This is a genomic window from Laceyella sediminis, from assembly GCF_003003125.1.
Taxonomy (GTDB): domain Bacteria; phylum Bacillota; class Bacilli; order Thermoactinomycetales; family Thermoactinomycetaceae; genus Laceyella; species Laceyella tengchongensis.
In genome coordinates, this window is record NZ_PVTZ01000004.1 from 204,566 (window position 1) to 227,476 (window position 22,911).

The window sequence follows — 22,911 nt, forward strand, 5'->3', positions numbered from 1 at the left end:
TATTCGTTTTTTTGCAGGTGTCGGCAACAGCAAAATGTGGTACATTACAAACAGAAAGGGGGATATTCGATTGGATAAAGAGAAATGCAGAGAGCGCATCATGGAACAATTGGAAGAAGTAAACGACCCAGAGCTGAACATCGACATCGTCAACCTCGGCCTCGTCTATGGGGTGGATATCGACGATGATGGACGCGTTCAAGTGACGATGACATTGACAGCCATGGGGTGCCCGCTCGCCGGCACGATTGAGCAACAAGTGCGCGACGCCGTTCAAAAAGTGGATGGGGTGACAGATGTGCAGGTAGATATCGTCTGGAACCCCCCATGGGACAAAAGTCGCATGTCCCGCTTAGCCAAAATCGCGCTCGGTATTCATGATGGTTGAAATAAAAAAAAGACCGCCCACACATTGCGTCGGGCGGTCTTTGCTTTATCCTTTATTGCGCGGTCTTGCCGGTTCCATGTTAACACGGGCCCCGTTGATTTTGGATTGGCGCAACGCTTCATAAACGAATGGCGCCACATCCTCCGGCACTTCTACAAAAGAGAAGCGATCATAAATGTTGATCTTACCTACTTGCCGTAGGCCAATCCCCGTATGTTCAGCGATCGCTTTAGCCAGCTCTTGCGGATTCAGATTGGCATTGCGTCCTACATTGATGAAGAAGCGTACCATCCCGGGCGAAGCACCTGTTTCCCCAAAGTGGTAGGTTGCATCGATATTCTTGACAAACCGCTCCGAGAAAGCTAGGTACATGGCCGCAGCAGCTACTTTCTCCGCAGAAAGCTTCTCATTCATCTGTTCGATCATTTCTTCAAACAACGAGAGATCCGCATCTGATTTCACAATCTCTTCGATTTGACCCATCCAGCTTTGTTGTTGCTTCGCGGCCACTTCTTCCAAGCTGGGCAACTCCCGCGCCCGCAGTTTAACGCCTGTCTCCTGTTCAATGGTGCGCAATTGCTTCATTTCCCGCGGTGTGACAAGCGTAAGAGCAAACCCTTTGCGGCCCGCACGTCCCGTCCGTCCGATGCGGTGCACATAGCTCTCCACATCTTGCGGGATGTCGAAATTGATCACATGGGAAACGCTACCCACATCGATGCCGCGGGCGGCTACGTCGGTCGCAACCAACAATTCAACTTCTCCCTGGCGGAACGCGTTCATCACTCGGTCACGCTGTTGCTGTGCCAAATCCCCATGCAGGCCGCCTGCGAGATACCCTCTAGCCTGGAGCGCGTCAGTCAGTTCATCGACTCCTTTTTTGGTACGGCAGAACACAATGGACAAATCGACTTCCTCACTGTCCAAAATCCGGCACAACGCATCGATCTTATGGTTTTCCAACACGCGATAGTATACTTGCTTGATAACCGGAACTGTCACTTCCCCGCGATTCACAGTAATATACTTGGGTTTGCGCATATATTTTTGCGCCAATTGCCGGATCGTTGTCGGCATCGTCGCCGAGAAGAGCAACAATTGCCGTTGCTTGGGCAGGTATTGGAACACCGCTTCAATGTCGTCGATGAAACCCATGTCCAACATTTCATCGGCTTCATCCAACACCATAATCTCTACACTGGAGGTGTCAATCGTTCCGCGGCGCAGATGGTCGAGCAAACGGCCGGGGGTGCCGATAACCACATGAACCCCTTGCTGCAACGCTTTAATCTGTCTGCCAATCGCTTGGCCTCCGTAAATCGGCAACGTCTTCACCCGCTTGGGCCGGCCAATCCGACGCATTTCTTCAGAGACTTGGATCGCCAATTCGCGGGTCGGCGCCAATATCATCGCTTGCACCGCTTGATGACTGGTATCGATCCGTTCCAACACCGGAATCCCGAATGCCGCAGTCTTTCCGGTACCGGTTTGGGCTTGCCCGATCACATCTTCCCCGCGCAACACTGCGGGAATGCACTCCGCTTGGATCGGGGAGGCTTCCTCAAAGCCAATATCTTGAATGCCTTTTAAAATTTCTTTGCTTAACGCAAATTGGTCAAAACGACTCATCGTGTTGTTTCACCTTTCTTTAAGCATTGCTGAAGAATGAAGCAAGCTTGTTTGGCTGCTTGCAATTGAATTCGCCTACGTGAGCCCCTGAGTTGCAACCGATAGACGCGAACCGGTCCGGATGCTTCCTTCAAGCCGATGAAAACGAGCCCCACCGGCTTCCCTTCAACCTCATCGGGTCCGGCGACACCTGTCACACTGAGCACAAAATCGGTAGCAAACTGCTCCCGCACCCGCTCAGCCAAGGCCTCTGCCGTGTGGGAACTGACCGTTCCATGCTGCTCCAAGATCTCTTCAGGCACGCCGACCACTTGTTCCTTGCTAAACGCGGAATAAGAAACAATGCCCCCCATAAACGCCTGACTGCTCCCCTTCATGGATGTAAGCAGATGGGACAACATCCCCCCGGTGCAACTCTCGGCGACCGCCACGGTTTTCCCTTGTTGAATCAAAGAGCGCATGACCACTTCCTCCAGCGGTTCCTCACGCTCACTGTAGCAGTAATCTCCAGTTCTCTTCAGCACTTCTGTTTTTATTGGCGCGATCAACTCCCGCGCTGCCGACTCTGTAGCTGCCCGAGCAGTTAACCGCAAAGTCACGCCTGCTTCTTTCGCATATGTAGCGATGATGGGATTGTCATTAGCTTCAATCAAATCTTTGCAAGTCTCTTCAAGGAGCGACTCGCCAATCCCAAAAAAGGATAATGCCTCGGACACCAACGCTTGCCCACTAGCAAAGGTGTCCAAGATATACGGACGAACTTGTTGCTCAAACATGGGGATCAATTCACGCGGTGGACCCGGCAGAAGCACGTAAGTCACGCCGTCTTTGGAAACAGCCAATCCAGGTGCTGTCCCATGCGCATTATGAAACACAACACCATCTTCAAAAACATGGGCCTGCTTGTAATTATTGGATGGAATGTTTCGCGAACGCCCTTGAAACCACTCTTCCAACGCAGTCACTACAGCAGGATCCCGCACCAATGGAATCCCCAAAAAATCCGATAGCGTTTCCTTTGTCAAATCATCAAGCGTGGGGCCGAGTCCGCCACACAGGAAAACCAATTGAGAGCGCCTATGCGCCTGCTCAATAACTTCCATCAACCGCGCTTGATCATCACCAACAGAAGTGTGAAAAACCACTTCCACTCCAAGGGAAAAACACTCGCGCGAGAGATAGGCGGAATGTGTGTCCACCGTTTCACCCAACAACAGCTCCGAACCGACCGTAATCACTTCCGCGCGCATGCCATCGTTCCTCTCTAACGTAACTTCCTTCCAATGCATTGGGTTACTGCAAATGGGTCATCGAGACGATCTTTCTGTTTTTGTAGAAATAATCAAGTCCGGAAATCACCGTCACGATAACCGCAAGCCATGTAACAATTTCTGAGAATGGAAAAGAGATCGAAGAAAACGGGACATTGTTCAGCATCAACGCCACAATGGCGACGATCTGAGTGATCGTTTTCAGCTTCCCCAACGGACTAGCCGCGATGACCACCCCTTCAGCCACCGCAATCATCCTCAGACCTGTGATGGCAAATTCGCGACTGATGATAACAATCGCAATCCACGCTTCCAGGCGTTGCATTTCGACAAGTGAAATCAATGCCGCCGTAATCAATAGCTTATCGGCCAAAGGGTCCAAAAACTTACCCAATGTGGTCACCATTTTGTTTTTGCGGGCCAGATACCCATCAAGCCCGTCGGTGACGGCAGCCAAAATGAAAATGAAGGTGGCAATAATCTCACTTACTGTTAGGGTAACGCTTCCCACCTGGACGTAGCCCATATTAAAGCGAACCAACAAAAAAAGCATCACGACTGGTACTAAGAAGATACGGGCCAGCGTAATCTTGTTGGCTAGGTTCACCTTAACCAACCTCCCTGGCTATGACAGATTCACTCAGATAGTAATGTAATTTATAGCACCATCTTAAACCAAGAACCATCTATTTGGTCAGACGGGAAATAGCTGAATAAGCGGGCCCGTCAGCACCCTTGTCAGCACACACCCCTCGAGCCAAAGCTTTCCTAGTGTAATTCTTTCGTAAGTATAAACCAACCGGCTAGGCGGTGTCAAAAAAGAGCAGGGATTCCCCTGCCCTATTCCATGCTTATTCTTGTGCGGACGAGTCTTCCCCGGTTGCGTTGGCCATACGCACTTGGTAAAGCGACACTTCTTTTTGCGTTGAGGTGTCGATCAACACTCCGTTGGCAAACAACGCCACTTGATCGGGGTTATCTAAGCGTACGGACAACCACTTGTTGTCGTTGAACGTCATCGTCTGGTTTGCCTCCAGCCTCTTGTCGAACAACGCTTTTCCTTTCGGGCCGCCAGCGCGCACACGGATATCCGTCGGTTTTTTGGCCGTGATTTTGACCACCACCTGATCCGCGTTTTCAACTTGATAAACATCGCCAAACTCATAACTGTCTGAGGTTTGGAACAGCATCACGCGGGGGCGCTGCTTGTTTATCACGGACGCATCGCTAGGCTTCGCCTCCGAGTCAGCGGAAACGACTTTCACTTCTTTGCCTCCGCTGACCACTGCCCAAGTAACCACCGCCCCGATGGCGAGCACGGCGATCACCGCAGCCGCCACCCAGACGACTTTGTTTTGAGACAGACGGTTCCACCACTCATTGATTAAAGCCGCCCGGCCGGCATCATCCTTTGCCCGTTTGGACCGCTCTTTTCTACTTAACGAGGCAGCGGGAACGGCACTGCCAACAGCGGCCTCTGCCTCTATGGAAGTTTGGTTTTGTTCCTCCCATTTTTTGTAGTAGCTCAATAAAGGATTGGGGGCCACATTCAAAACACGGGCGTACGTACGGATATATCCTCTTACGTAAACCGGATCCGGCAACTTCGAAAATTCGGCGCTTTCAAGCGCTTCTATATAGTGCGGCTCAATTTGGGTTAACTCCGCCACATCCGACACGCTCAGTTGTTGGTTTTCCCTAGTTGTTCTCAATTGTGTAAAAGGGTTAGGCATTTCACCTATGTACCTCCTATAGGGATGATTGAACAGAATTAACTCCTACAGTATAGCTCACAGGGGAAAGATTCGTCAAAAAAGCAAGCCTGTGTGTGGTTAGGCTTGCTTTTTCGCTATTGGTTATTATCTTGTTTGAGATGAATGAACGTCGCCGATTTCTGCACTGGTTCCCCATTGACTGTCACTTTGGCATTGTCTGGTTTGTTGAGATAGATGTAGATGTCAGGACTCTGTGAAAAGTCATGCTTGTAAGTGAACGTCTTGCCCGCACTCACTCTTACATCTTTAAACGGACTCCCATCGGCTCGGTGACGAAGATCAAGTCCCAACTCTCCCAAAGCCTCCACCTTGATCTCCGCCCCCGCTCCACTCACTCGGTAATGGTCGGTTGTCTTTCCGCTACTGATAAACTTAAGCGTAGTTGTAGGCGAGGGTGTTGGCGTCGGCTCCTGATTTGGCGCCGGCTGTTGGGATTTGGTCTCGCCTGTCGTGATTTGCTCCTTGCCCTTGCTATCTTCGTCATCCCCAACAAAGGAGGCGACGCCCCAAGCAATCGGAATACACAAGGCCAAACTAGCCGCCGCGATGATCACAGAACGCTTAGGAGCCTTGAACTTCGGCGTGGAGACCTTTTTCGGCTTCTTGTTTTTGACGGCACTTCTAGACAGCGATGGCATTTGTACGGCCTTCTGATCCGTTGGATCATGTTGCTCCTGCTCTTGGGAAAACGGTTCACGCACCGACGGCAATGGATTGGTGGAGCCTGTATCCACCTTTTTCATTTGGGCGGTGCGCGATAATATGCTCTTTGGCCCGGTGCTGGTCGGGTTTAATTTTTGGTTGTCCCGCGTCCGCCTTGAATGCAACGTGTGCGCAAGTGTCGACTCCTGGCTGAGTGGGGTCTCCTCCGGCGGTTGCGGTGCCGTGAACTTAGGCTGATTAAATGTAGCTTGGGCATTCCCCGGAATGGTCTGCTCCAACTCTTGTTTTTGGGAAATTGCCTTCATCATGCCCGTCGTCCGTTGGTAACCCACATCCCGGCGTGCCAGCTCTTTGTCCCTGCGCAACTTGTCGCTTTCTGTGCGCTTCGCGGTCAATGCCGTTTGTGTGTTGATGCGCGATTGAGCAGGTTTTTGGTTGACTGTTGGCAGTTTGAATGCACTCGTCTGCTGCCCAACCGGCTTGTGAACACCCGTCGCCTGATTGATGGTGGGCAGTTTGCCAGTCAACTGTCCAGCAAACGAATGCGTTTGGGTCTGCGCTAAATCATTTTCGGTAATGGCTTTGAGAACAGTTGTATTGAAACGTTCCGCCTGCTCCATTTTGCGATATTGTCTCAAAATATGATGAGGTTCAATTTTTACACAATTGGCATATGAGCGAAGGTACGTACGTACATAGAATGGACTAGGCAATTTATCAAACTCGCCATTTTCGATTGCAATCAAAAAGGATTTTTGAATTTTCGTCTTTTCCTGTAATTGATCGAGGGATAGACCAATCGCTTCGCGGGCTTGTCGAAGATATGAGCCGATTTCGACAGACACCCCAGCCACCTCCTGAAAGGCTGTCAATAAACATGATCCAACCTTCAATTTGTTTTCACTTAAAATGGTAGATATACTCCCAATGTATCTGCCGATTAGCTAAGACTAAAAGTGAATATATTACTTTTCAGGCACCAGAACATCCATCTCTCGGTTCATGCAGATACGTTTTTACATATTGCTGATTGTATAAAAGCAACTCAATCACTAACCCATACTTTTCAGATTAACAGAAGTTGTTTATCAAAATCAATAACCATTCTTAGTAGATTTATATAACAAAAAACACCTAAGAAGGTTGTTTAGAATTTGACTCAAGCATACCACGACCTTTTTCATGTGTCAAAAAAGCTCTCTTATCACAGAGAGCTTCACTTCACAACGGAGATATAAATATCTTTTGCGCTTGAATATTTATTGATAACAACAGGAAATCCGTTGATATTTACAGAAACATTTTTAGGTTCTAACAATTTGAGCCAGACCCCAGTCGAAAATGACTGGGTGAATACTTTTTTATCCTCAGTAACCTCGCCTTGGACAAACGGCTTGTCTATCTCTTGTTTCCTCACTTCGAATGCGCTACCCGACTCTCTCAACCAACTGATTTTCAACTCCAACTCATGCGCATTGATCAGTTCATATCGGTCCGGACCCTCAGGCGAGGTGGAGAGAACGGACAAACGCGGTTTGCCCAACGGCTTGTCCGCTTCTTTCACCTGATTTTGCTTCACTGTAAGAGGGGCTTCCTTCGATTTTAATTGCGCTGCGTTTTCTGCCCGGTACCACATAAACGCGATGGTAGCGAGCACCAGCAACACCGCGCCCACGATCAACATAATTGTGTACACCTTGCCGAATACGGAGCCTTGCTTCTTTTTTTCCCGCCTCGCATCTCTTCTACGCGGTTGTAGGGGCGGGCTTGCTTGCCTGCGCGGCCCTGCTGCCGGCTCAGGCGGAGAAGGAGTGATTCCCAGTTCTTCCGGATCCGGCACATCCGCCGGCATCTGAGGACGCCGCGGCTTGCCCTTGGCCGTGCGCGCCAACGTCGGTTGCTCTACGAGTTCCGCCGATTCTTCTGTCATTTGGCGCAAGGACTTCGCTTGCTCCATTCGGTTCGGGTGGACAGACTGTGTCGGAGTCATCCGGGTGTTGGCTTGTCTCAGCTGTTGCCCTCCCGCCACTGGTTGTTGTGGCAACCGCTGGTTCACCGACCTCGCACCAGTCGGTGGTTGGGGCCCTGGCTGGTAAAGTTGCAACAATTGTTGTGGATTTTCGCCTACGGCCAAGGCATAAGCACGCACATACGCGCGCACATACGCCGGACTGGGAAATTGACTGAAATCCCCCTGCTCCAAAGCAATCAGATATTTTTTCTGGATTCGTGTGGTCGCTTCTACATCTTCAAGCGAAAGCCTCAATAATTCACGCGCTTGTCGTAACCGGTAACCTATTTCATTAGACAAGCTGATCCCTCCCGCCAACTACTTCATCATTTCTTCAATTGCACGCGGTAACTTTTCTCCGTATCTTGAGCCGAGGTGTTGATAGTCTGCCCATTCGCTGTCACTTCCACATTGGATGGGGTACCCAAGCGGAACCAAACCTGATTTTGGTTACCGATCTCCAAGGTTTTCTCTTCGCCGACTTTCAAGGTAAATTCTTGCGGGGTGTCTTTGGCCGTCGGGGCAAAGCTGACGGTCGATTCGCCGTCCCTGCCTTTCAATTTCACTTCCAGCTTATTAGCGTTTCGCACATAATACAATTGCCCTTCCAATGGATTATCGGACGTCCCACCTTCTTCCAGGTAGACAGTGTTTTGCCCATCCGCACGCACGCTATGGTCAACGGAATCGGCCACATTCTTGTCCACATTTCCGCCGGCTGTATCGCTTTCCGGCTGGAACACGGTAAAATACAACGTTCCGCCCACCAGTAACAACGCTCCAATGGCAACGGGCAAAACCCATGTGAGGGGCTTTTTGTCTTTCCGGCCTTCACTCTTGCTCTCCAAAGCGATCCGGCGCGGCGCCAACGGTTGATGTTGCATGGTTTGCTGCAAGTTCGGCAAATTCGAACGCAGAGTTTGTGTCATTTCAAGCGATGGTGTTGGTTGTTGTGGCTGTGATGGTGGCAATGGTGTGGGCGGCTGTGCCTGAGGCGTCATAGATTGTAGTTGCGGTGGTGTCATCGCCCTCGGCGGCATGGACTGTGCGGCCCTTGGTTGCATCGGAGTCTGTTGTACATGCCCTCCTTGTTGCATGGAAACCGGCATCACAGTGCGAGTCGTTTGTTGATCTTGCGGTTTTGTCTTTTTGTTGAGCAAAGATTGCGGCTGTGTTTGGCGCAATGGTTGTCCTTGTGGCAAAGCAAACGAATCTTGCTTTGCTTCAACCGGTTTGATATTGTTGGGTCCGAAAGTAGCACGCGGTTGTGGAGCCGGCTGCACTGTCGGTTGTGCTGGTTCTTCCGTTTTCCCCAGCACCGTTTTCTCAAAGTAATCCAATAAAGGCCGCGCGTCTAAGCCCAAGCATTTCGCATATGTGCGCAAAAACGCTTTGGCATAAAACGGACTTGGCAATTGGTCGAAGCGATCATTTTCCAACGCATTCAAATATTCTGTATGAATGTTCGTAGAACTGTTCATTTGCTCGAGCGTGTATCCCTGCCGCTCTCGCGCCTGACGCAAATAAGCTCCAATCCCGGCCATGTTTCCCCCTCCAAACGTTTGTTAAAATCCATCGAATTCTGGTTCCACCACTTCGTACGTAATCTGTTCATCAGGATGATTTCTCAATTCAATGATCGTGTCAAAGTCATCGAGCGTGTATTCCGTCTCTTTGACAAAAATATCTGGATGCTCAATCACTTTGGTTGCTTGCATCCGCAAAATGTCCCTGACCAATTGGTCATGTCGTTCGGTGGCTCTGCGCGTAGACACAATGCCATCGATGATGTACACATGGTTCTCAGACAATTCATCGTGAGCCAACTGACTTCGAACTGTCTGCTTCAACAAGGTGGATGAAACAAATGTCCACCGTTTATTTGCGCAGACACTGGAAGCCACGATCGACTCCGTTTTCCCCACGCGTGGCATACCTCGCACCCCAACCAGCTGGTGCCCTTCTTTTTTAAACAGCTCTGCCATAAAATCAACAAGCAAGCCCAATTCGTCCCTAGTAAAACGGTAGGTTCGCTTGTCTTCAATGCACCGATCCAAATACCGCCCATGCCGTATGGCCATCCTATCCACCAATTTCGGCGGGCGCAACGCGGTGATCGTGATATTGTCAACACCGAGGAGGATCTGTTTCAATGCTTCAATTTTTTGTTGTTCCTCTGTTCGCAAAAGCATTCCTCGGCGGCTGTTTTCCACACCGTTAATTGTCACAATGTTTATGGAAAGCATACCCAGCAAAGAGGCGAGATCCCCTAGTAGCCCCGGTCGGTTTTTATGAATTTGATATTCCAAATACCATTCCTGAGAACTCATTCCAAAACACCCCTCCACTCCTTCACCGCTTGCCTTTAGAAGGGATTCATATGACTTTTAGTATAGCATAATCCAAATTGAAGGAGGTAGTTTTAAAAATAAACAAATTATGTAGTTATAAAAATAAAACACCTGATATCTACAGGTGTTTTATTTTTATATACGATGCACTAATCACTTATTTGAATCAACTAATTTTACCATCAAATTCGCCATGGTGCGTTGCTCATCTTCACTAGCCACACTCCACAAATCGGCTAACAGCCGCTCTTGCTCGTTTTGCGGGTCAACGTCTTTTGCCAAGTAGTCACCAATTTGGTAGGCCAATTCGGAAATCGTTTCGCGATCCATCCCCAGCTTCTCCGCTTGATGCACGCGATTTGACAAAAACTCTTTCCACTGATCAAAATTTTCCAAGATGGTCATGCTTTTCCCTCCTATACCACTCAGCGATTTTATCGCTCTAAGAGTAATATGGGACAAAAACATTTTTTTTATGCTTATGTGTACCAACCGCCATTGACCGCAAGTACTTGGCCAGTCACATATCCCGCGTCGCCAGAACACAGGTATTTCACCGCATGGGCCACCTCGTCCGGCGCCCCCAATCTGCCCATCGGGATATCATCAGCCAACGCCTCCTGTTCGTCACGGGTTAGTTGCCCATCCAACAACTTCGTGTGAATGGCGCCAGGAGCCACTGCGTTGACTGTGATTCCCGAACGCGCCAATTCTTTAGCGAGGGCTTTCACCATGCCGATCTGCGCTCCCTTGGCGGCAGAATAAAGCACTTCCAGCGCGCCACCCGTCTGGCCCCATATGGATGAGACCGCCACGATCCGCCCGTGTTTGCGGCTTAACATGCTCGTCAACACGACTTGCGCCAAGTGAAAAAACCCCCGCACATGTACATCCATGACGTCATCAAACTCACTCTCCGAATGATCCTGAAAAAAACCGACCATGCCCTGTCCAGCAGCATGGATAAGAACCGTCGGCGCTCCCAATTGGGAGACAATCGCTTGATGTGCCTGGTCTACCGACTCTCTTCTTGCCACGTCGTGCCGCACCGCAAAAGCCGGCCTGCCGTATGTTCGGCAACGCTCAACAACACGTTGTGCTTCAGCCTCGGAATTCAGATATCCGACCGCCACCGCGGCCCCTGCCTCTGCCAATGCTTCTGCGACAGCCGCGCCGATCCCTCCGCTCGCTCCGGTAACCCACGCGACTTCCCCTGCCAACTTCGCTTCCATCCGTCCATCCCCCCATTTAAAAAGGCGCCCTTTTTCAAGGACGCATACATTTATTATCCCAATGGCCGCACTAGCGACACAGCAAAACGCGACCAATCGATATGTTCTTTCATTCGCTCGTTCACGTCAGCCAGTGTTAACTCCTCCAACATCGGAATGATGCGGAACAAGTCTACCCCTTTGAATTGGTAACTGGTGAATTGGTTAGCAATCCACTCAGGGGAATTGAGATACCGCAAATTGCTACCGATTTTTTTCTTGCGAATCCGGTCAAAGGTATCCTGCGAAATGCCTTGGTCAATCTTCTTCGGCAATTCTTCCCGTATCCGCTCCAGCAACCGATCAGGATTAGGTGTATCCCCTCCCATCATCGAAAAGCCAAATCCGCTTTCCAATGAGTAGTCAAAACCGAAGTTATCGTCGATCAAACCTTCGTCATATAGGGATTGATACAATTCAGTCGCCGGGCCGACCAAGGCCTCCAGCACGATTTGGGTCGCCAATTCTTGTTTCAATGCGGCTTCCCCTTCCACTTGTGTCCAAGCTTTGCCCTCTTTGAAACCAAATAGGCACTTGGAAATACCCACACTCAATTTCATTTCGTTCAGCGGCTGGGCCACCTCGTCCGGCTCTTCGTCAAAGAAACGGACGATCTCCGCTTGTTGCTCAAACTTTTTAGCGGCTTGGTTTTCCCTGATCAAGGTCATGGTGCGCTCCGGGTCCACCGCACCGACGACAAATAACAGCATGTTGCTTGGATGGTAAAACGTCTCGTAACAGGTGTACAGCAACTCTTTGTTGATTTGTGCAATGGACTCAACTGTGCCGGCGATGTCGATTTTCACGGGATGTTTTTGGTACATCGCCTCGATCAGACCAAAGTAGGAGCGCCAATCTGGATTGTCATCATACATACGGATTTCCTGACCGATGATTCCTTTTTCTTTCTCCACATTTTCATCCGTGAAATGGGGCGATTGCACAAAATCGAGCAGAGTGGTCAAGTTTTTGTCCACATGGTCGGTGCAAGAAAAGAGATACGCTGTTCTAGTAAAGCTGGTAAAGGCATTGGCTGAAGCGCCCTGGCGTGAAAACTCTTGGAAAACATCTTCACCGGAAGGCTGTTCAAACATCTTGTGCTCCAAAAAGTGGGCGATCCCGTCGGGTACGGAGATTTTCTCCTTGCCGGGCACTTGAAAGGTGTTGTCAACTGAACCGTATTTCGTCGTGAAAGTGGCGTACGTCTTGCTGAACCCTTGCTTCGGCAAGATGTACACATGCAATCCATTGGGTAGCTTTTCATAAAACAGGGTTTCTTGGATTTGGGCGAATTCAATTTTTTGCATCAGCATTCCCCTCCTAGTCACGCAGGAAATAAATCGTATCCAATTGCACCTTTTGCGCCACCCGCACGACATCTTCTATGCTGACGCGCTGAATGGCTTGCAGCATCTGCTCCAGCGTTCTTTCTTGCCCAGCTAACACCGATTGGTGATGGAAATGGATCAGCTCGTAAGAGCGGTCTTGCTGTTCCTTGTAGGCATTGGTCAATGTCGCTTTGGTTTGTTCCAATTCTTGTTGGTCGATCCGTCCCTGACGCATAGCTTCCAATTGTTCTTTGATGATGTCGACCGCTCGTTGGAAATTGCCGATTTCGATGCCGGATTGGATCATCAGTAAGCCCTTGAGGCTTTCCAGTCGGGAAGAGCAGTAGTACGCCAGGCTAGCCTTTTCACGCACATTGCGGAAAAGCTTAGAGTGCGGGAACCCACCCAAAATCCCGTTGTAGACAACCAGTGCTGGATAGTCGTTCGAAGTGATCTCCGTTTGTGTACGGCAACCGATGTTTAATTTGCCTTGTTTGACATTGAGCCGATCGACAACCACCTTTTCTTCCTTCACTTCGCGGACGACGGGGGCGAGTGTATATGTCTTGCGTTGCCCAGTTGCCTGCGAGGCCAATCGGTCACGCAACAGTTCGACAACCTGTTCCGTCGAAACATTGCCCACGCAGTACAGGTCGATGGGGCAGGTGCGAATCACATCCTGATAATATGTATAAAGTTCGGTCGCCCCCAATTGCTCCAAATCAGCTAACCGTCCGTGATTAAACAAGGCGTAGGGTTCGCCTTTGCACATCTCTTCTACCATCCGCTGAGCGGCATAGCGGATTTTGTCGTCTTGCAGGCTTTCGATTTTTTGCTTGAGGTTCTTCTTTTCAGCCTCCACATAAGAAGCTTTGAACCCATTTCCTTCGGTTGCCGGGGCAAACAAAACTTCGGTGAAAAAGGACAGCCCTTCTTCCAAAAGCGCCGGCTTGTCCTGCAAATACCGCTCATTGGCGATTTCCAGACCAAATTCCATTAGGTGGCGTTCCCCGCGTTTGGACACGTCGCCAAACAGGATGGCTCCATACAGGTCATCCAGCTTTCTTTTCAATTCGATCGTGGTGGGGGTCGATTGTGTACCCCGTTGCAACACCGCAGGCAACAGCGCGGTTTTGGTTACGGTTTCCGGCTTAAGTTCTTGTCCGATATAAGCTACAAACGTGGTCGTTTTAAACTTGGTGCTTGGTAAGACATGCACTTGGATATTCCCAATCGAAACGGTTTCAAAATGGTTATTGGCCACGTTGACACCTCTCCTTTAATGTGCCGATGTATTAACATTATAGACTAATTCCAACTGAATGGAAACGATAACCACTTTTTCGGATGAATTCCCTTTTCGAAAAAGCGCTACCGCCCAACGGCTCGTTCACAGCAGTCGGGCGGCGCCGTTTTAACTCTGCATGAATTGTTTCAGATCAGCTTCTGTTGCAGGAACAATCAGTTCTTTATTGACCACTCTTTGTTTGAATTCATCCACCCGTTTGAGCACGTCAGGCTTGACATGTTTGGTAGTGGTTGAGGCATAGTCCACCCCGTTTTCTTTTAAGCCGAATTGCAACAATTTGCCTGCTTTGTGCTTCTTCTGTTGCTGGGCTTTCATCACGTTGAAAACAGCCACATCCACTCTCTTAACCATCGAGCTCAAAGTGTGATCTGGAGCCAAGCGACTCTGATCCATGTCCACTCCGATAGCCCAATATTTTCCTTTTTCCCGTGTCTTTACTTCGTCAAACAATCCTTTTCCAACACCGCCAGCCGCATGATAAATGATATCAGCTCCACCATCGTACATCGCTTTGGCCAGCGACCGCCCTTTGGTGGCATCATTAAAGCTCTCAGCGTACGCTACTTGCACTTTCACTTTGGGGTTTGCCGCATGAACACCGGCTCGATACCCCACTTCAAACTTTTTGATGAGGGGGGAGCTAATCCCGCCAATGAAGCCAACCTTTCCCGTCTTGGTGCTCAAAGCGGCAATCATCCCCATCAAAAATGAGCCTTCTTCTTCCTTGAAGGTGACAGCGGTAACATTTTTGGGAATCTTGCCGCCCATATCGCTGTCCACGATCCCAAACTGAGCATTTGGAAATTGATTTGCCACATCAGCAATGGCTTTTTCAATCTTAAAACCGACACCCCATATCATGTCACGGTTTTCCCTGGCAAATTTGGTCAAGTTGGGCACATAATCCTCATCCCGCTTTGACTCAAGTGCCTTGATATCTATTCCTAATTCCTTTTGTGCCCGTTTCAAGCCGGCGTAAGTGATTTGGTTGAATGATTCATCGTTCAAACCGCCCGTGTCAGTCACCATCCCGGCGGAGAAATCGCCTTTCGCCTTTTGGTTGACGTTTCCGCCGCCTGCACACGCAGACAGCAAGAATACACAGCAAGCCAGTAGCAACGAAGCCCAACTCATCCGTTTCATGATAATCCTCCTTTGTTTTGATCTGGATGAACTTAGTATGAACCTGAGCAAATAAAAAAAACCTCAGCCAATGAATTGGCTAAGGTCTTTTGATGAGGATTAACGGCTTCCTTTTTCGTATGGTTTCCCAACTGCTGCAGGCGCTTCCGCCCGGCCTACGAAGCCAGCCAACGCCAGGATGGTCAACACATAAGGCAACATGCTCAGCACTTCACTGGGCACGTATTTCGTTACATTGAACAGCTGGCCTGTCAGGGTCAAAGCTACGGCAAAACCGAAGAACGTTGCCGCCCCCAGTACCCCAAACGGACGCCACTTCCCGAAAATCAGCGCGGCCAAAGCGATAAACCCTTGACCCGCCACTGTGCCTTGGTTGAACTCACTACCGATGGCAATCGACAATCCAGCTCCCCCTAATGCGGCCAGCGCGCCACTGATCAATACGGCAACATAGCGCATTTTCACCACGGATACACCCGCTGTCTCCGCCGCATGCGGATGTTCGCCCACCGCGCGCAACCGCATGCCGAAGGTGGTACGAGTAAGCAGATAGTAACTGATCAGTACCACCAAAATCGCGATATACGTGGTCGGCAACGCTTTAAACAGAGAGGGGCCGATCACAGGAATATCGCTCAGAAACGGAATCGCGATGGCATTTAACTTGTTTTCCACCACCGGGGTTTGCCCCGCGCCATCATACAAGTGCTTAACCAAATAAACGGATAACCCTAAAGCCAAAAAGTTGATCGCCACACCGCTGACCACTTGATCCGCTTTGAATGTAATGGAGGCAACAGCGTGCGGCAATGCGAGCAACACCCCTGCAAGAACTGCAAACAGCAGGCCCAGCCATGGACTACCGGTTGTTAGAGTGGAAACGACCGCGGTAAACGCACCAATGGTCATCAATCCCTCCAACCCGATATTGACGACACCGGACCGCTCAGAATACAGGCCACCCATCCCGGCCAAAATCAACGGGGTGGCATAAATGACAGTTGTTGATAATATGTTGGTCAACGTATCAAGCACGCTTGTCCCCCCCTTTATTCCGGCTGAACTTGCCCAAGAGCCGGCCGGTTACATTGGCAGCCACAAACAAGATGATTGCGGCAAATACTACCCGAATGACTTCAAACGGCACCCCGGCTTCAAACTGCATGTTTCCGCCGCCATATGTGAGGATACCAAACAGCACAGAAGCCAACACGACACCTAGTGGAGTGCTGGCACCTAACAGAGCTACCGCAATGCCATCAAACCCGATACCCGTGAAGGCAGGTTGAATCGCCAGATAACCGCTTGTACCCAACGCTTCGCCCGCTCCGGCCAAACCGGCGAACGTACCGCTGAACATCATGGACAAAATGATGTTGCGTTTAACGCTCATGCCCGCGTATTCCGCTGCCAGCGGATTGTGTCCAACCGCGCGCAATTCATATCCCAACCGGGTACGCCATACAAGCACATACATAACGAAAGCGGCCAAGATCGCAAGGATAAGTCCAAAATGCAAACGGGCGCCTCCGAACATTTGTGAAACAGCATCAATGCGTAGCGAAGCGGAATCCATGATTTTCGGCGTCGAATCGGCCCCATTGGACATCCAGTGGAAAACCAATGCGTTCGACAGATACAAGGCGATAAAGTTCATCATGATAGAGATGATCACCTCGTGAACCCCGCGCGTCGCCTTCAACAAGCCCGGTACCAAGCCCCATACAGCTCCGGCCAAGCCACCGGCGATCACAGCCACAACTGCATGCAAAACAGGAGGCAGATTCAATTTGAGCCCGACGATGATCGCCACCAACTGACCCACGATAAACTGCCCCTCAACGCCGATGTTGAACAAACCCGTCCGAAACGCCAAGGCAACCGCCAAACCAGTCAGGATCAGAGGCGTGATCGTCCGGAGCGTTTCACCGAGGTCGTATGGCTGCACCAACGCACTGACGAACAACGCGTTGTAAGCCGCAATCGGATCATATCCGGCCACCACCATCATGATCGCGCCAATCAACATCCCTAGCAAAATGGACAACAGGGAAGTGATAAAAGTAGATTGTGAATTGATGCGAGACAAGACTTTCATTCCGCCTTCACCTCCTGTTGTTTGACACTGCCGGCCATCAACAAGCCCAATTCTTCTTCGGAGGTGTTTTTCGGGTCAACCCAGCCGACGATTTTCCCTTCATAAATCACAGCCACCCGATCACTCAATTTCAGGACTTCATCCAGTTCCAAAGAGACCAACAGCACGGCTTTGCCATTATCCCGTTGTTCGATGATCCGGCGATGGATGAACTCAATCGCCCCTACGTCCAACCCACGGGTCGGTTGCGCCGCAATCAAAAAGTCAGGATTGCGGTCCACTTCCCGAGCGATGATCGCTTTTTGCTGGTTACCGCCGGATAAAGCACGAATAGGCACGTGTTTATCAGGCGTGCGCACGTCAAACTCGCTGATCAATCGCTCCGCGTATTTATCCACTTCATCTTTTTGTATCAGCCCATTTTTCGAAAACGGCTCTTGGTAATATGTTTGCAAGACCATGTTTTCACTAACCGAAAAGTCAAGGACGAGCCCGCGTTTGTGACGGTCCTCGGGGATGTGGCCCACGCCCGCTTCGGTCACCTTGCGAGGGCTTGCATTGGTCACATCGTGCCCGCCAAGGCGAATCACCCCGCCTTTTACCGGACGCAAGCCGGTGATCGCTTCGATCAATTCAGTTTGTCCGTTGCCGTCCACACCAGCCAAGCCGACCACTTCACCAGCTCTCACTTGCATGTTCAGCCCGCGAACCACTTCTACACCGCGATTGTCTTCAACAACCAGATTGGCAATATCCAACACCGTTTGACTCGGATTGGCTTCTGCTTTTTCGATCTCGAAAGAGACTTCCCGGCCAACCATCAGCGCGGCTAGTTGATTCTCATCCGTATCTTGCACATCGACCGTCTTGATCACCTTTCCGCGGCGAATCACCGTTACCCGGTCGCAAGTGCTCATGATTTCTTTCAGCTTATGTGTGATGAAAATAATTGTTTTCCCTTCTTTTACAAGGTTCCGCATAATTTCCATCAACTCATTGATCTCTTGCGGAGTCAACACGGCAGTCGGCTCGTCAAAGATCAAAATGTCAGCGCCACGGTACAATGTTTTGAGGATTTCCACCCGTTGCTGCATGCCTACGGAAATATCAGATATTTTAGCCGTGGGATCCACCTTGAGATTATAGCGTTCCGACAGGCGCCGGATCTCACTTTCCGCTTTTTTCACATCGATGATGCCCAACTTGCTCCGTTCGTCACCCAGAATGATGTTTTCGGTGACAGTGAATGGTTGGACTAACATAAAGTGTTGGTGAACCATACCGATTCCAAGCTTATTGGCCATTGTGGGGCCTGTGATGGTAACCGGTTGTTCCTTGATGCGAATTTCACCCTCATCCGGCTGATACAAGCCAAACAGGATGTTCATCAATGTTGACTTTCCAGCTCCATTTTCCCCAAGCAAGGCATGAATCTCACCCTTTTTCACAGTGAGATGAATTTGATCATTGGCAACGATTCCCGGGAACCGTTTGGTGATTCCTAGCATCTCAACGACGTTCACAGGCTTCCCCCCTTTATAAATGAAAAGGATCGTGCTTTCTCCCCTTGTTTATATCCCTTGTCTTTCCATTTTAGAATGAGACAACGCTTTCAGCAGTATGCATGATGCCAAAATCAAAAAAACGGCGAACCATCTCTCTTCCAAATGAAAGCGGATTAAAACAAGAGGGATTTCTAGTATACATGAGATAATTAGAATTAGGAAGAGATATTTTTATAAATAGCTACTATAACCACAGAATTTCAATATGTTTTTCTAATTTGGACATAAAAAAGAGTTGGAGTGTTCCTCCAACTCTTGCTCCGCCTGATTAGTTCGCTTTAAAGTTTTTCGCTTCTTCAGGCGTGGTTGGCACCTTGATTTCGCCTTTGATGATTTTTTGTTGGAACTCTTCCACTTTTTTCACTACATCGTCGCTGATGTGCTTGCTTTTTACAAAGCTTACGCCGCCCTCTTTCAAGCCGAACTCTTTTTGCTCGCCGCCTTTGAGTTTTCCTTCTTTCAATTCTTTAATCACATCAAATACGGCAACATCCACTTTTTTGATCATGGAAGTCAAGGTGTGTTCCGGAGCCAGTTTGGATTGGTCCATGTCGACACCGATAGCCCAGAATTTGCCTTGTTCACGCACTTTCACTTCATCAAACAGCCCTTTGCCCACACCACCGGAGGCATGGTAAATGATGTCAACGCTTCCATTGTACATGGACTGAGCCAAAGAACGACCTTTCGTCGCGTCGGTGAAGCTTTCAGCATAAGCAACCTGTACTTCCGCGTTAGGATTTACCGCTTTCACCCCTGCGATGAATCCAGCTTCAAACTTCTTGATCAAAGGAGAGGTCATTCCGCCGATAAAGCCAACTTTGTTTGTTTTCGTCGTCAGACCAGCAATCGCCCCAACAAGGAAGGAACCTTCTTCTTCTTTAAAGGTTACTGCCGTTACGTTCTTCGGAATGTTTCCGCCCAAATTGTCGTCCACAATGCCAAAGTGCACGTTTTGAAATTGGTTAGCCACTTCTGGGATCGCTTTGTTGAACTTAAAACCAATGCCCCAAGTGATATTGCGACCTTCACGGGCAAATTTGGTCAAGTTAGGAACATAGTCTTCGTCACGTTTGGATTCTAGAGCCTTGATATCCGTGCTCAATTCTTTTTTGGAGCGTTCAATGCCGGACCAAGCGCTTTGGTTGAATGATTCGTCATTCAAACCTCCCGTATCCGTTACCATGCCTACAGAAAATCCTTTGCCACCAGCTTGTCCTGCATTTTGCCCGGAACAACCGACCACAGAGACAGCTAGGACACCCGCCAACACGGCAGCCCAAGCTTTTCTTACCATTTCCATTTTCCCCCTTGCAGCAACAAATCGCTTGTAGTGCTAAGCTTCATCTGACGCAAAAAACCCCCCTCTAACCAATACAGAAAAAATACGTATCAATCCAGAGGATTCTATATTTTGATAAAAACATTATTTGGATGTCAAATAAAGCTTCGCCCATAAATGTTATACCATGGGTTTACTTATTTGGCTACTGTTTTGTTTCTGTTCATATTGTTCTTTCGTCATCAACACTTCGCGCGGTTTGCTGCCTTCATAGGGACCGATCAGACCGTCTCCTTCCATCATATCGATAAGGCGCGCAGCCCGGGTGTAACCCACCCGCAAGCGGCGTTGCAGAAGCGAAGCTGAAGCCGCCTGTGATTCCAACACGATCTGAACCGCTTGCGGATATAGCTCGTCAGTCATGTCCTGCGCCTGATTCTCACCCCCCTGCGGAATCATCTCTTCTTGGTAATGGGGTTCCTGCTGGCCTTTTACAAACTTCACCACCGCCTCCACCTCTTCATCTGTGACAAAAGCCCCTTGAATCCGAATCGGTTTGGAGGCACCGGTTGGCAAATACAACATATCCCCTCGACCCAACAACTTTTCGGCGCCACCCATGTCGAGAATGGTTCGCGAGTCGGCTTGTGAGGAAACGGCAAAGGCGATCCGAGAAGGGATATTCGCTTTGATCACGCCCGTGATGACATCGACGGACGGACGTTGCGTGGCAATGATCAAATGAATCCCCGCGGCACGGGCCATTTGTGCCAGGCGGCAAATCGCGTCTTCCACATCGGATGGCGCCACCATCATCAAATCCGCCAACTCATCGACAATTACCACAATATAGGGCAACGGCTCTTTTCCATCCTCTTTCCGTTCGGTGACCATCTGGTTATACCGTTCAATATCGCGCGCTCCCATCTTGGCGAACAGCTCATATCGCTTCTCCATCTCGGCCACCACTTTCTTGAGAGCGACAGCTGCTTTGCGCGGCTCCGTCACCACTGGCACCAGCAGATGAGGAATGCCGTTGTACACGTTTAATTCAACCATTTTGGGGTCAATCATCAGCAGCTTCACTTCGTCGGGACGCGCCTTGTAGAGCAAGCTGACAACGATGCCGTTAATGCAGACACTTTTACCCGAACCGGTCGCCCCCGCGATCAGCAAATGGGGCATTTTCGCCAAGCTGTCCACTTTGGGCTCACCATAAATATCTCGTCCTAAAGCGATGCTCAGTTTGGATTGGTTGTCTTGGTAAGGCGAACTTTCTATCACATCACGCAACCCGACTTTGGCGACTTCGGAATTGGGGACTTCAATCCCCACCGCGGACTTACCGGGAATAGGTGCTTCAATGCGAATATCTTGCGCTGCCAACGCCAATGCGATGTCATCTGCCAGATTGACGATCCGGCTCACTTTCACTCCTGTCTCTGGCTGAATCTCATACCGCGTCACAGCCGGCCCCCGATGGATTCCGGTCACATTGGCCTTCACGCCAAAACTCTTCAACTTTTCGACCAGGATTTTGGCGTTTTCTTGATAATCGCCTTGATTCAGCTGATGTTTCCGTTTGAATTTGGTGAGCAATGAAAGCGAAGGCAACCGGTATTCCGCCGGCGTGTGCGTCTGGAACCGGACCACCAACTCTTCCTCTTTGGCCGGTTCAGCTGAACCAGCCGCCTGGGCAGGGACGTCTTGGCGAGGAGTCGATCCCTCTTCTGTTTTGAGCTGAAGCTGCAACTGCTTCGGCTTCATGTCATCTCCCGCTTCTTTCTGGTATGCATGATCGGCGAAATCATAAATGATCGGTTCGACGATCGGCTCATTGCTAACACCTTGCTCGGCATCCTCCCGCCGTCGCGACGAGGCAGTCGCTTTGTGCCGCTTTTTCTGGCGGCGAGCTTGTTTAGCTACATATCCACGCAGCCATTCAATCAGGCTCCGTTTCGCTTTTTTCTTCATCTTCTTGATCCAGCCTTTGGTCTTCTTAAACGCCTTTACATACGAGAAATCAGCGACCAAGAGAATCCCACTCAGCACCAACGCCCCCAGCACAATCAACGTGCCTGTGTCAGCAAACAAAAACCGCAACAGAGCGTAGAGAACAGCCCCCACCATGCCACTGCCAATGTCCTGGGGAACAGCGGAAGTCCGCTCATCCAACAAAAGGTACCACGTGGCGTCGACAATGCCTTGTTTGGTCTGCAATGTATGGAAAGTGAGATAATGGTTATAAGCCAGCAGCGACAAAAACACCAACAACACGCCCGTCATCCGCGGCGACCAGCGTTGCGGCCATTTCCGATTGACCATAACGTACACTGCCAGCCAGATGCCGATGATAGGCACAGCAAAATCCCATGTTCCCACGATAAACCGAGCCAAATACGTCAAGTTTCGCCCGATGGCGCCATAACTTGCCATAGTGATAAAAGATAAGGCCAAAAGGGTGATGCCATAAATTTCGAATAATATTTCACGCTTTAGTTGTTCAGGTTGCTTATTTTTTTTCTTTCTCCTTGCCATTTCGATCACCTTTCACTTAGCCATCGCTTTCCATTATAACATGGAAAAGCTCACCAGCAGGATTTCTTCCCTTGACATTTCTGATTAATCTGTGCTTTTTGCCCCGGCTGGTCGGCGAATGATCCCATCTTACGAAATTTCCCATCGATGTGCCCATTCCCTGCCCACTGATCAAGCGAAAATTAAAAAAACCCTGGTTCGGGCGTTCGCATAGGACATTATTAGGGTGTATCTGATGAATAGGACAGCGGCTCCAAAACCATTTTCTCATTCGCTTCACGCATGGCGA

Annotated in this window: 19 protein-coding genes; 1 reads left to right on the top strand and 18 read right to left on the bottom strand. The window is 49.8% G+C overall.

Translation table 11 applies throughout. The annotated features are described in order from the left end of the window. The first annotated feature begins 100 nt into the window (after positions 1-100). Positions 101-388: a metal-sulfur cluster assembly factor gene (locus CLV36_RS07120; protein WP_375163200.1), complete on the top strand. Its 288-nt coding sequence runs from the start codon at positions 101-103 to the stop codon at positions 386-388. Positions 389-433: 45 nt separating this feature from the next. On the opposite strand, the gene CLV36_RS07125 is transcribed toward CLV36_RS07120, so the two are convergent. The 18 genes from CLV36_RS07125 to CLV36_RS07210 all read right to left on the bottom strand — a co-directional run bounded on the left by CLV36_RS07125 (position 434) and on the right by CLV36_RS07210 (position 22,622). Continuing rightward, positions 434-2,017: a DEAD/DEAH box helicase gene (locus CLV36_RS07125; RefSeq protein WP_106342172.1), complete on the bottom strand. Its 1,584-nt coding sequence runs from the start codon at positions 2,015-2,017 to the stop codon at positions 434-436. Then, positions 2,014-3,267, bottom strand: a complete 1,254-nt coding sequence (locus CLV36_RS07130; protein WP_102992622.1) for a competence/damage-inducible protein A — start codon at positions 3,265-3,267, stop codon at positions 2,014-2,016. Before CLV36_RS07130 ends, CLV36_RS07125 begins: the two co-directional genes overlap by 4 nt. A gap of 43 nt (positions 3,268-3,310) precedes the next feature. Beyond that, positions 3,311-3,895, bottom strand: coding sequence for a CDP-diacylglycerol--glycerol-3-phosphate 3-phosphatidyltransferase (gene pgsA, locus CLV36_RS07135; protein WP_102992623.1), 585 nt, complete (start codon positions 3,893-3,895; stop codon positions 3,311-3,313). Between the two features lie 244 nt (positions 3,896-4,139). Beyond that, positions 4,140-5,021: a RodZ domain-containing protein gene (locus tag CLV36_RS07140; protein ID WP_106342173.1), complete on the bottom strand. Its 882-nt coding sequence runs from the start codon at positions 5,019-5,021 to the stop codon at positions 4,140-4,142. A 116-nt stretch (positions 5,022-5,137) separates the two neighbouring features. Continuing rightward, on the bottom strand, positions 5,138-6,571 hold the full coding sequence (locus CLV36_RS07145; protein ID WP_181352870.1) for a helix-turn-helix domain-containing protein: 1,434 nt from the start codon (positions 6,569-6,571) through the stop codon (positions 5,138-5,140). Positions 6,572-6,942: 371 nt separating this feature from the next. Then, a complete protein-coding gene (locus CLV36_RS07150) occupies positions 6,943-8,037 on the bottom strand; it encodes a helix-turn-helix domain-containing protein (RefSeq protein WP_181352872.1) in 1,095 nt (364 codons plus the stop codon). A 26-nt stretch (positions 8,038-8,063) separates the two neighbouring features. After that, a complete protein-coding gene (locus tag CLV36_RS07155) occupies positions 8,064-9,281 on the bottom strand; it encodes a helix-turn-helix domain-containing protein (RefSeq protein WP_106342176.1) in 1,218 nt (405 codons plus the stop codon). 21 nt (positions 9,282-9,302) lie between these two features. Next, positions 9,303-10,067, bottom strand: coding sequence for a DUF3388 domain-containing protein (locus CLV36_RS07160; RefSeq protein ID WP_022737597.1), 765 nt, complete (start codon positions 10,065-10,067; stop codon positions 9,303-9,305). A 174-nt stretch (positions 10,068-10,241) separates the two neighbouring features. After that, the gene (locus CLV36_RS07165) at positions 10,242-10,493 is read right to left on the bottom strand and encodes a DUF3243 domain-containing protein (protein WP_022737596.1); all 252 of its coding nucleotides are present in this window, start codon (positions 10,491-10,493) and stop codon (positions 10,242-10,244) included. Between the two features lie 74 nt (positions 10,494-10,567). Next, positions 10,568-11,320 carry an elongation factor P 5-aminopentanone reductase gene (gene ymfI, locus CLV36_RS07170; RefSeq protein WP_106342177.1) on the bottom strand — a complete coding sequence of 251 codons (753 nt, stop codon included), beginning with the start codon at positions 11,318-11,320 and terminating at the stop codon, positions 10,568-10,570. A 53-nt stretch (positions 11,321-11,373) separates the two neighbouring features. Then, a complete protein-coding gene (yfmH, locus tag CLV36_RS07175; protein ID WP_106342178.1) occupies positions 11,374-12,666 on the bottom strand; it encodes an EF-P 5-aminopentanol modification-associated protein YfmH in 1,293 nt (430 codons plus the stop codon). Positions 12,667-12,679: 13 nt separating this feature from the next. Further along, on the bottom strand, positions 12,680-13,951 hold the full coding sequence (gene yfmF / locus CLV36_RS07180) for an EF-P 5-aminopentanol modification-associated protein YfmF (RefSeq protein ID WP_106342179.1): 1,272 nt from the start codon (positions 13,949-13,951) through the stop codon (positions 12,680-12,682). Between the two features lie 150 nt (positions 13,952-14,101). Then, positions 14,102-15,139 (bottom strand): BMP family lipoprotein, encoded by a 1,038-nt coding sequence (locus tag CLV36_RS07185; protein WP_106342180.1) that lies wholly within the window; start codon positions 15,137-15,139, stop codon positions 14,102-14,104. A gap of 99 nt (positions 15,140-15,238) precedes the next feature. Continuing rightward, the gene (locus tag CLV36_RS07190) at positions 15,239-16,174 is read right to left on the bottom strand and encodes an ABC transporter permease (protein ID WP_102992633.1); all 936 of its coding nucleotides are present in this window, start codon (positions 16,172-16,174) and stop codon (positions 15,239-15,241) included. Then, the gene (locus tag CLV36_RS07195; RefSeq protein ID WP_102992634.1) at positions 16,167-17,237 is read right to left on the bottom strand and encodes an ABC transporter permease; all 1,071 of its coding nucleotides are present in this window, start codon (positions 17,235-17,237) and stop codon (positions 16,167-16,169) included. Before CLV36_RS07195 ends, CLV36_RS07190 begins: the two co-directional genes overlap by 8 nt. Further along, on the bottom strand, positions 17,234-18,745 hold the full coding sequence (locus CLV36_RS07200) for an ABC transporter ATP-binding protein (protein WP_106342220.1): 1,512 nt from the start codon (positions 18,743-18,745) through the stop codon (positions 17,234-17,236). Before CLV36_RS07200 ends, CLV36_RS07195 begins: the two co-directional genes overlap by 4 nt. Before the next feature lie 325 nt (positions 18,746-19,070). After that, positions 19,071-20,099 (bottom strand): BMP family lipoprotein, encoded by a 1,029-nt coding sequence (locus CLV36_RS07205; protein WP_106342181.1) that lies wholly within the window; start codon positions 20,097-20,099, stop codon positions 19,071-19,073. Between the two features lie 165 nt (positions 20,100-20,264). Next, a complete protein-coding gene (locus CLV36_RS07210; RefSeq protein ID WP_106342182.1) occupies positions 20,265-22,622 on the bottom strand; it encodes an FtsK/SpoIIIE family DNA translocase in 2,358 nt (785 codons plus the stop codon). Positions 22,623-22,911: the final 289 nt, after the last annotated feature.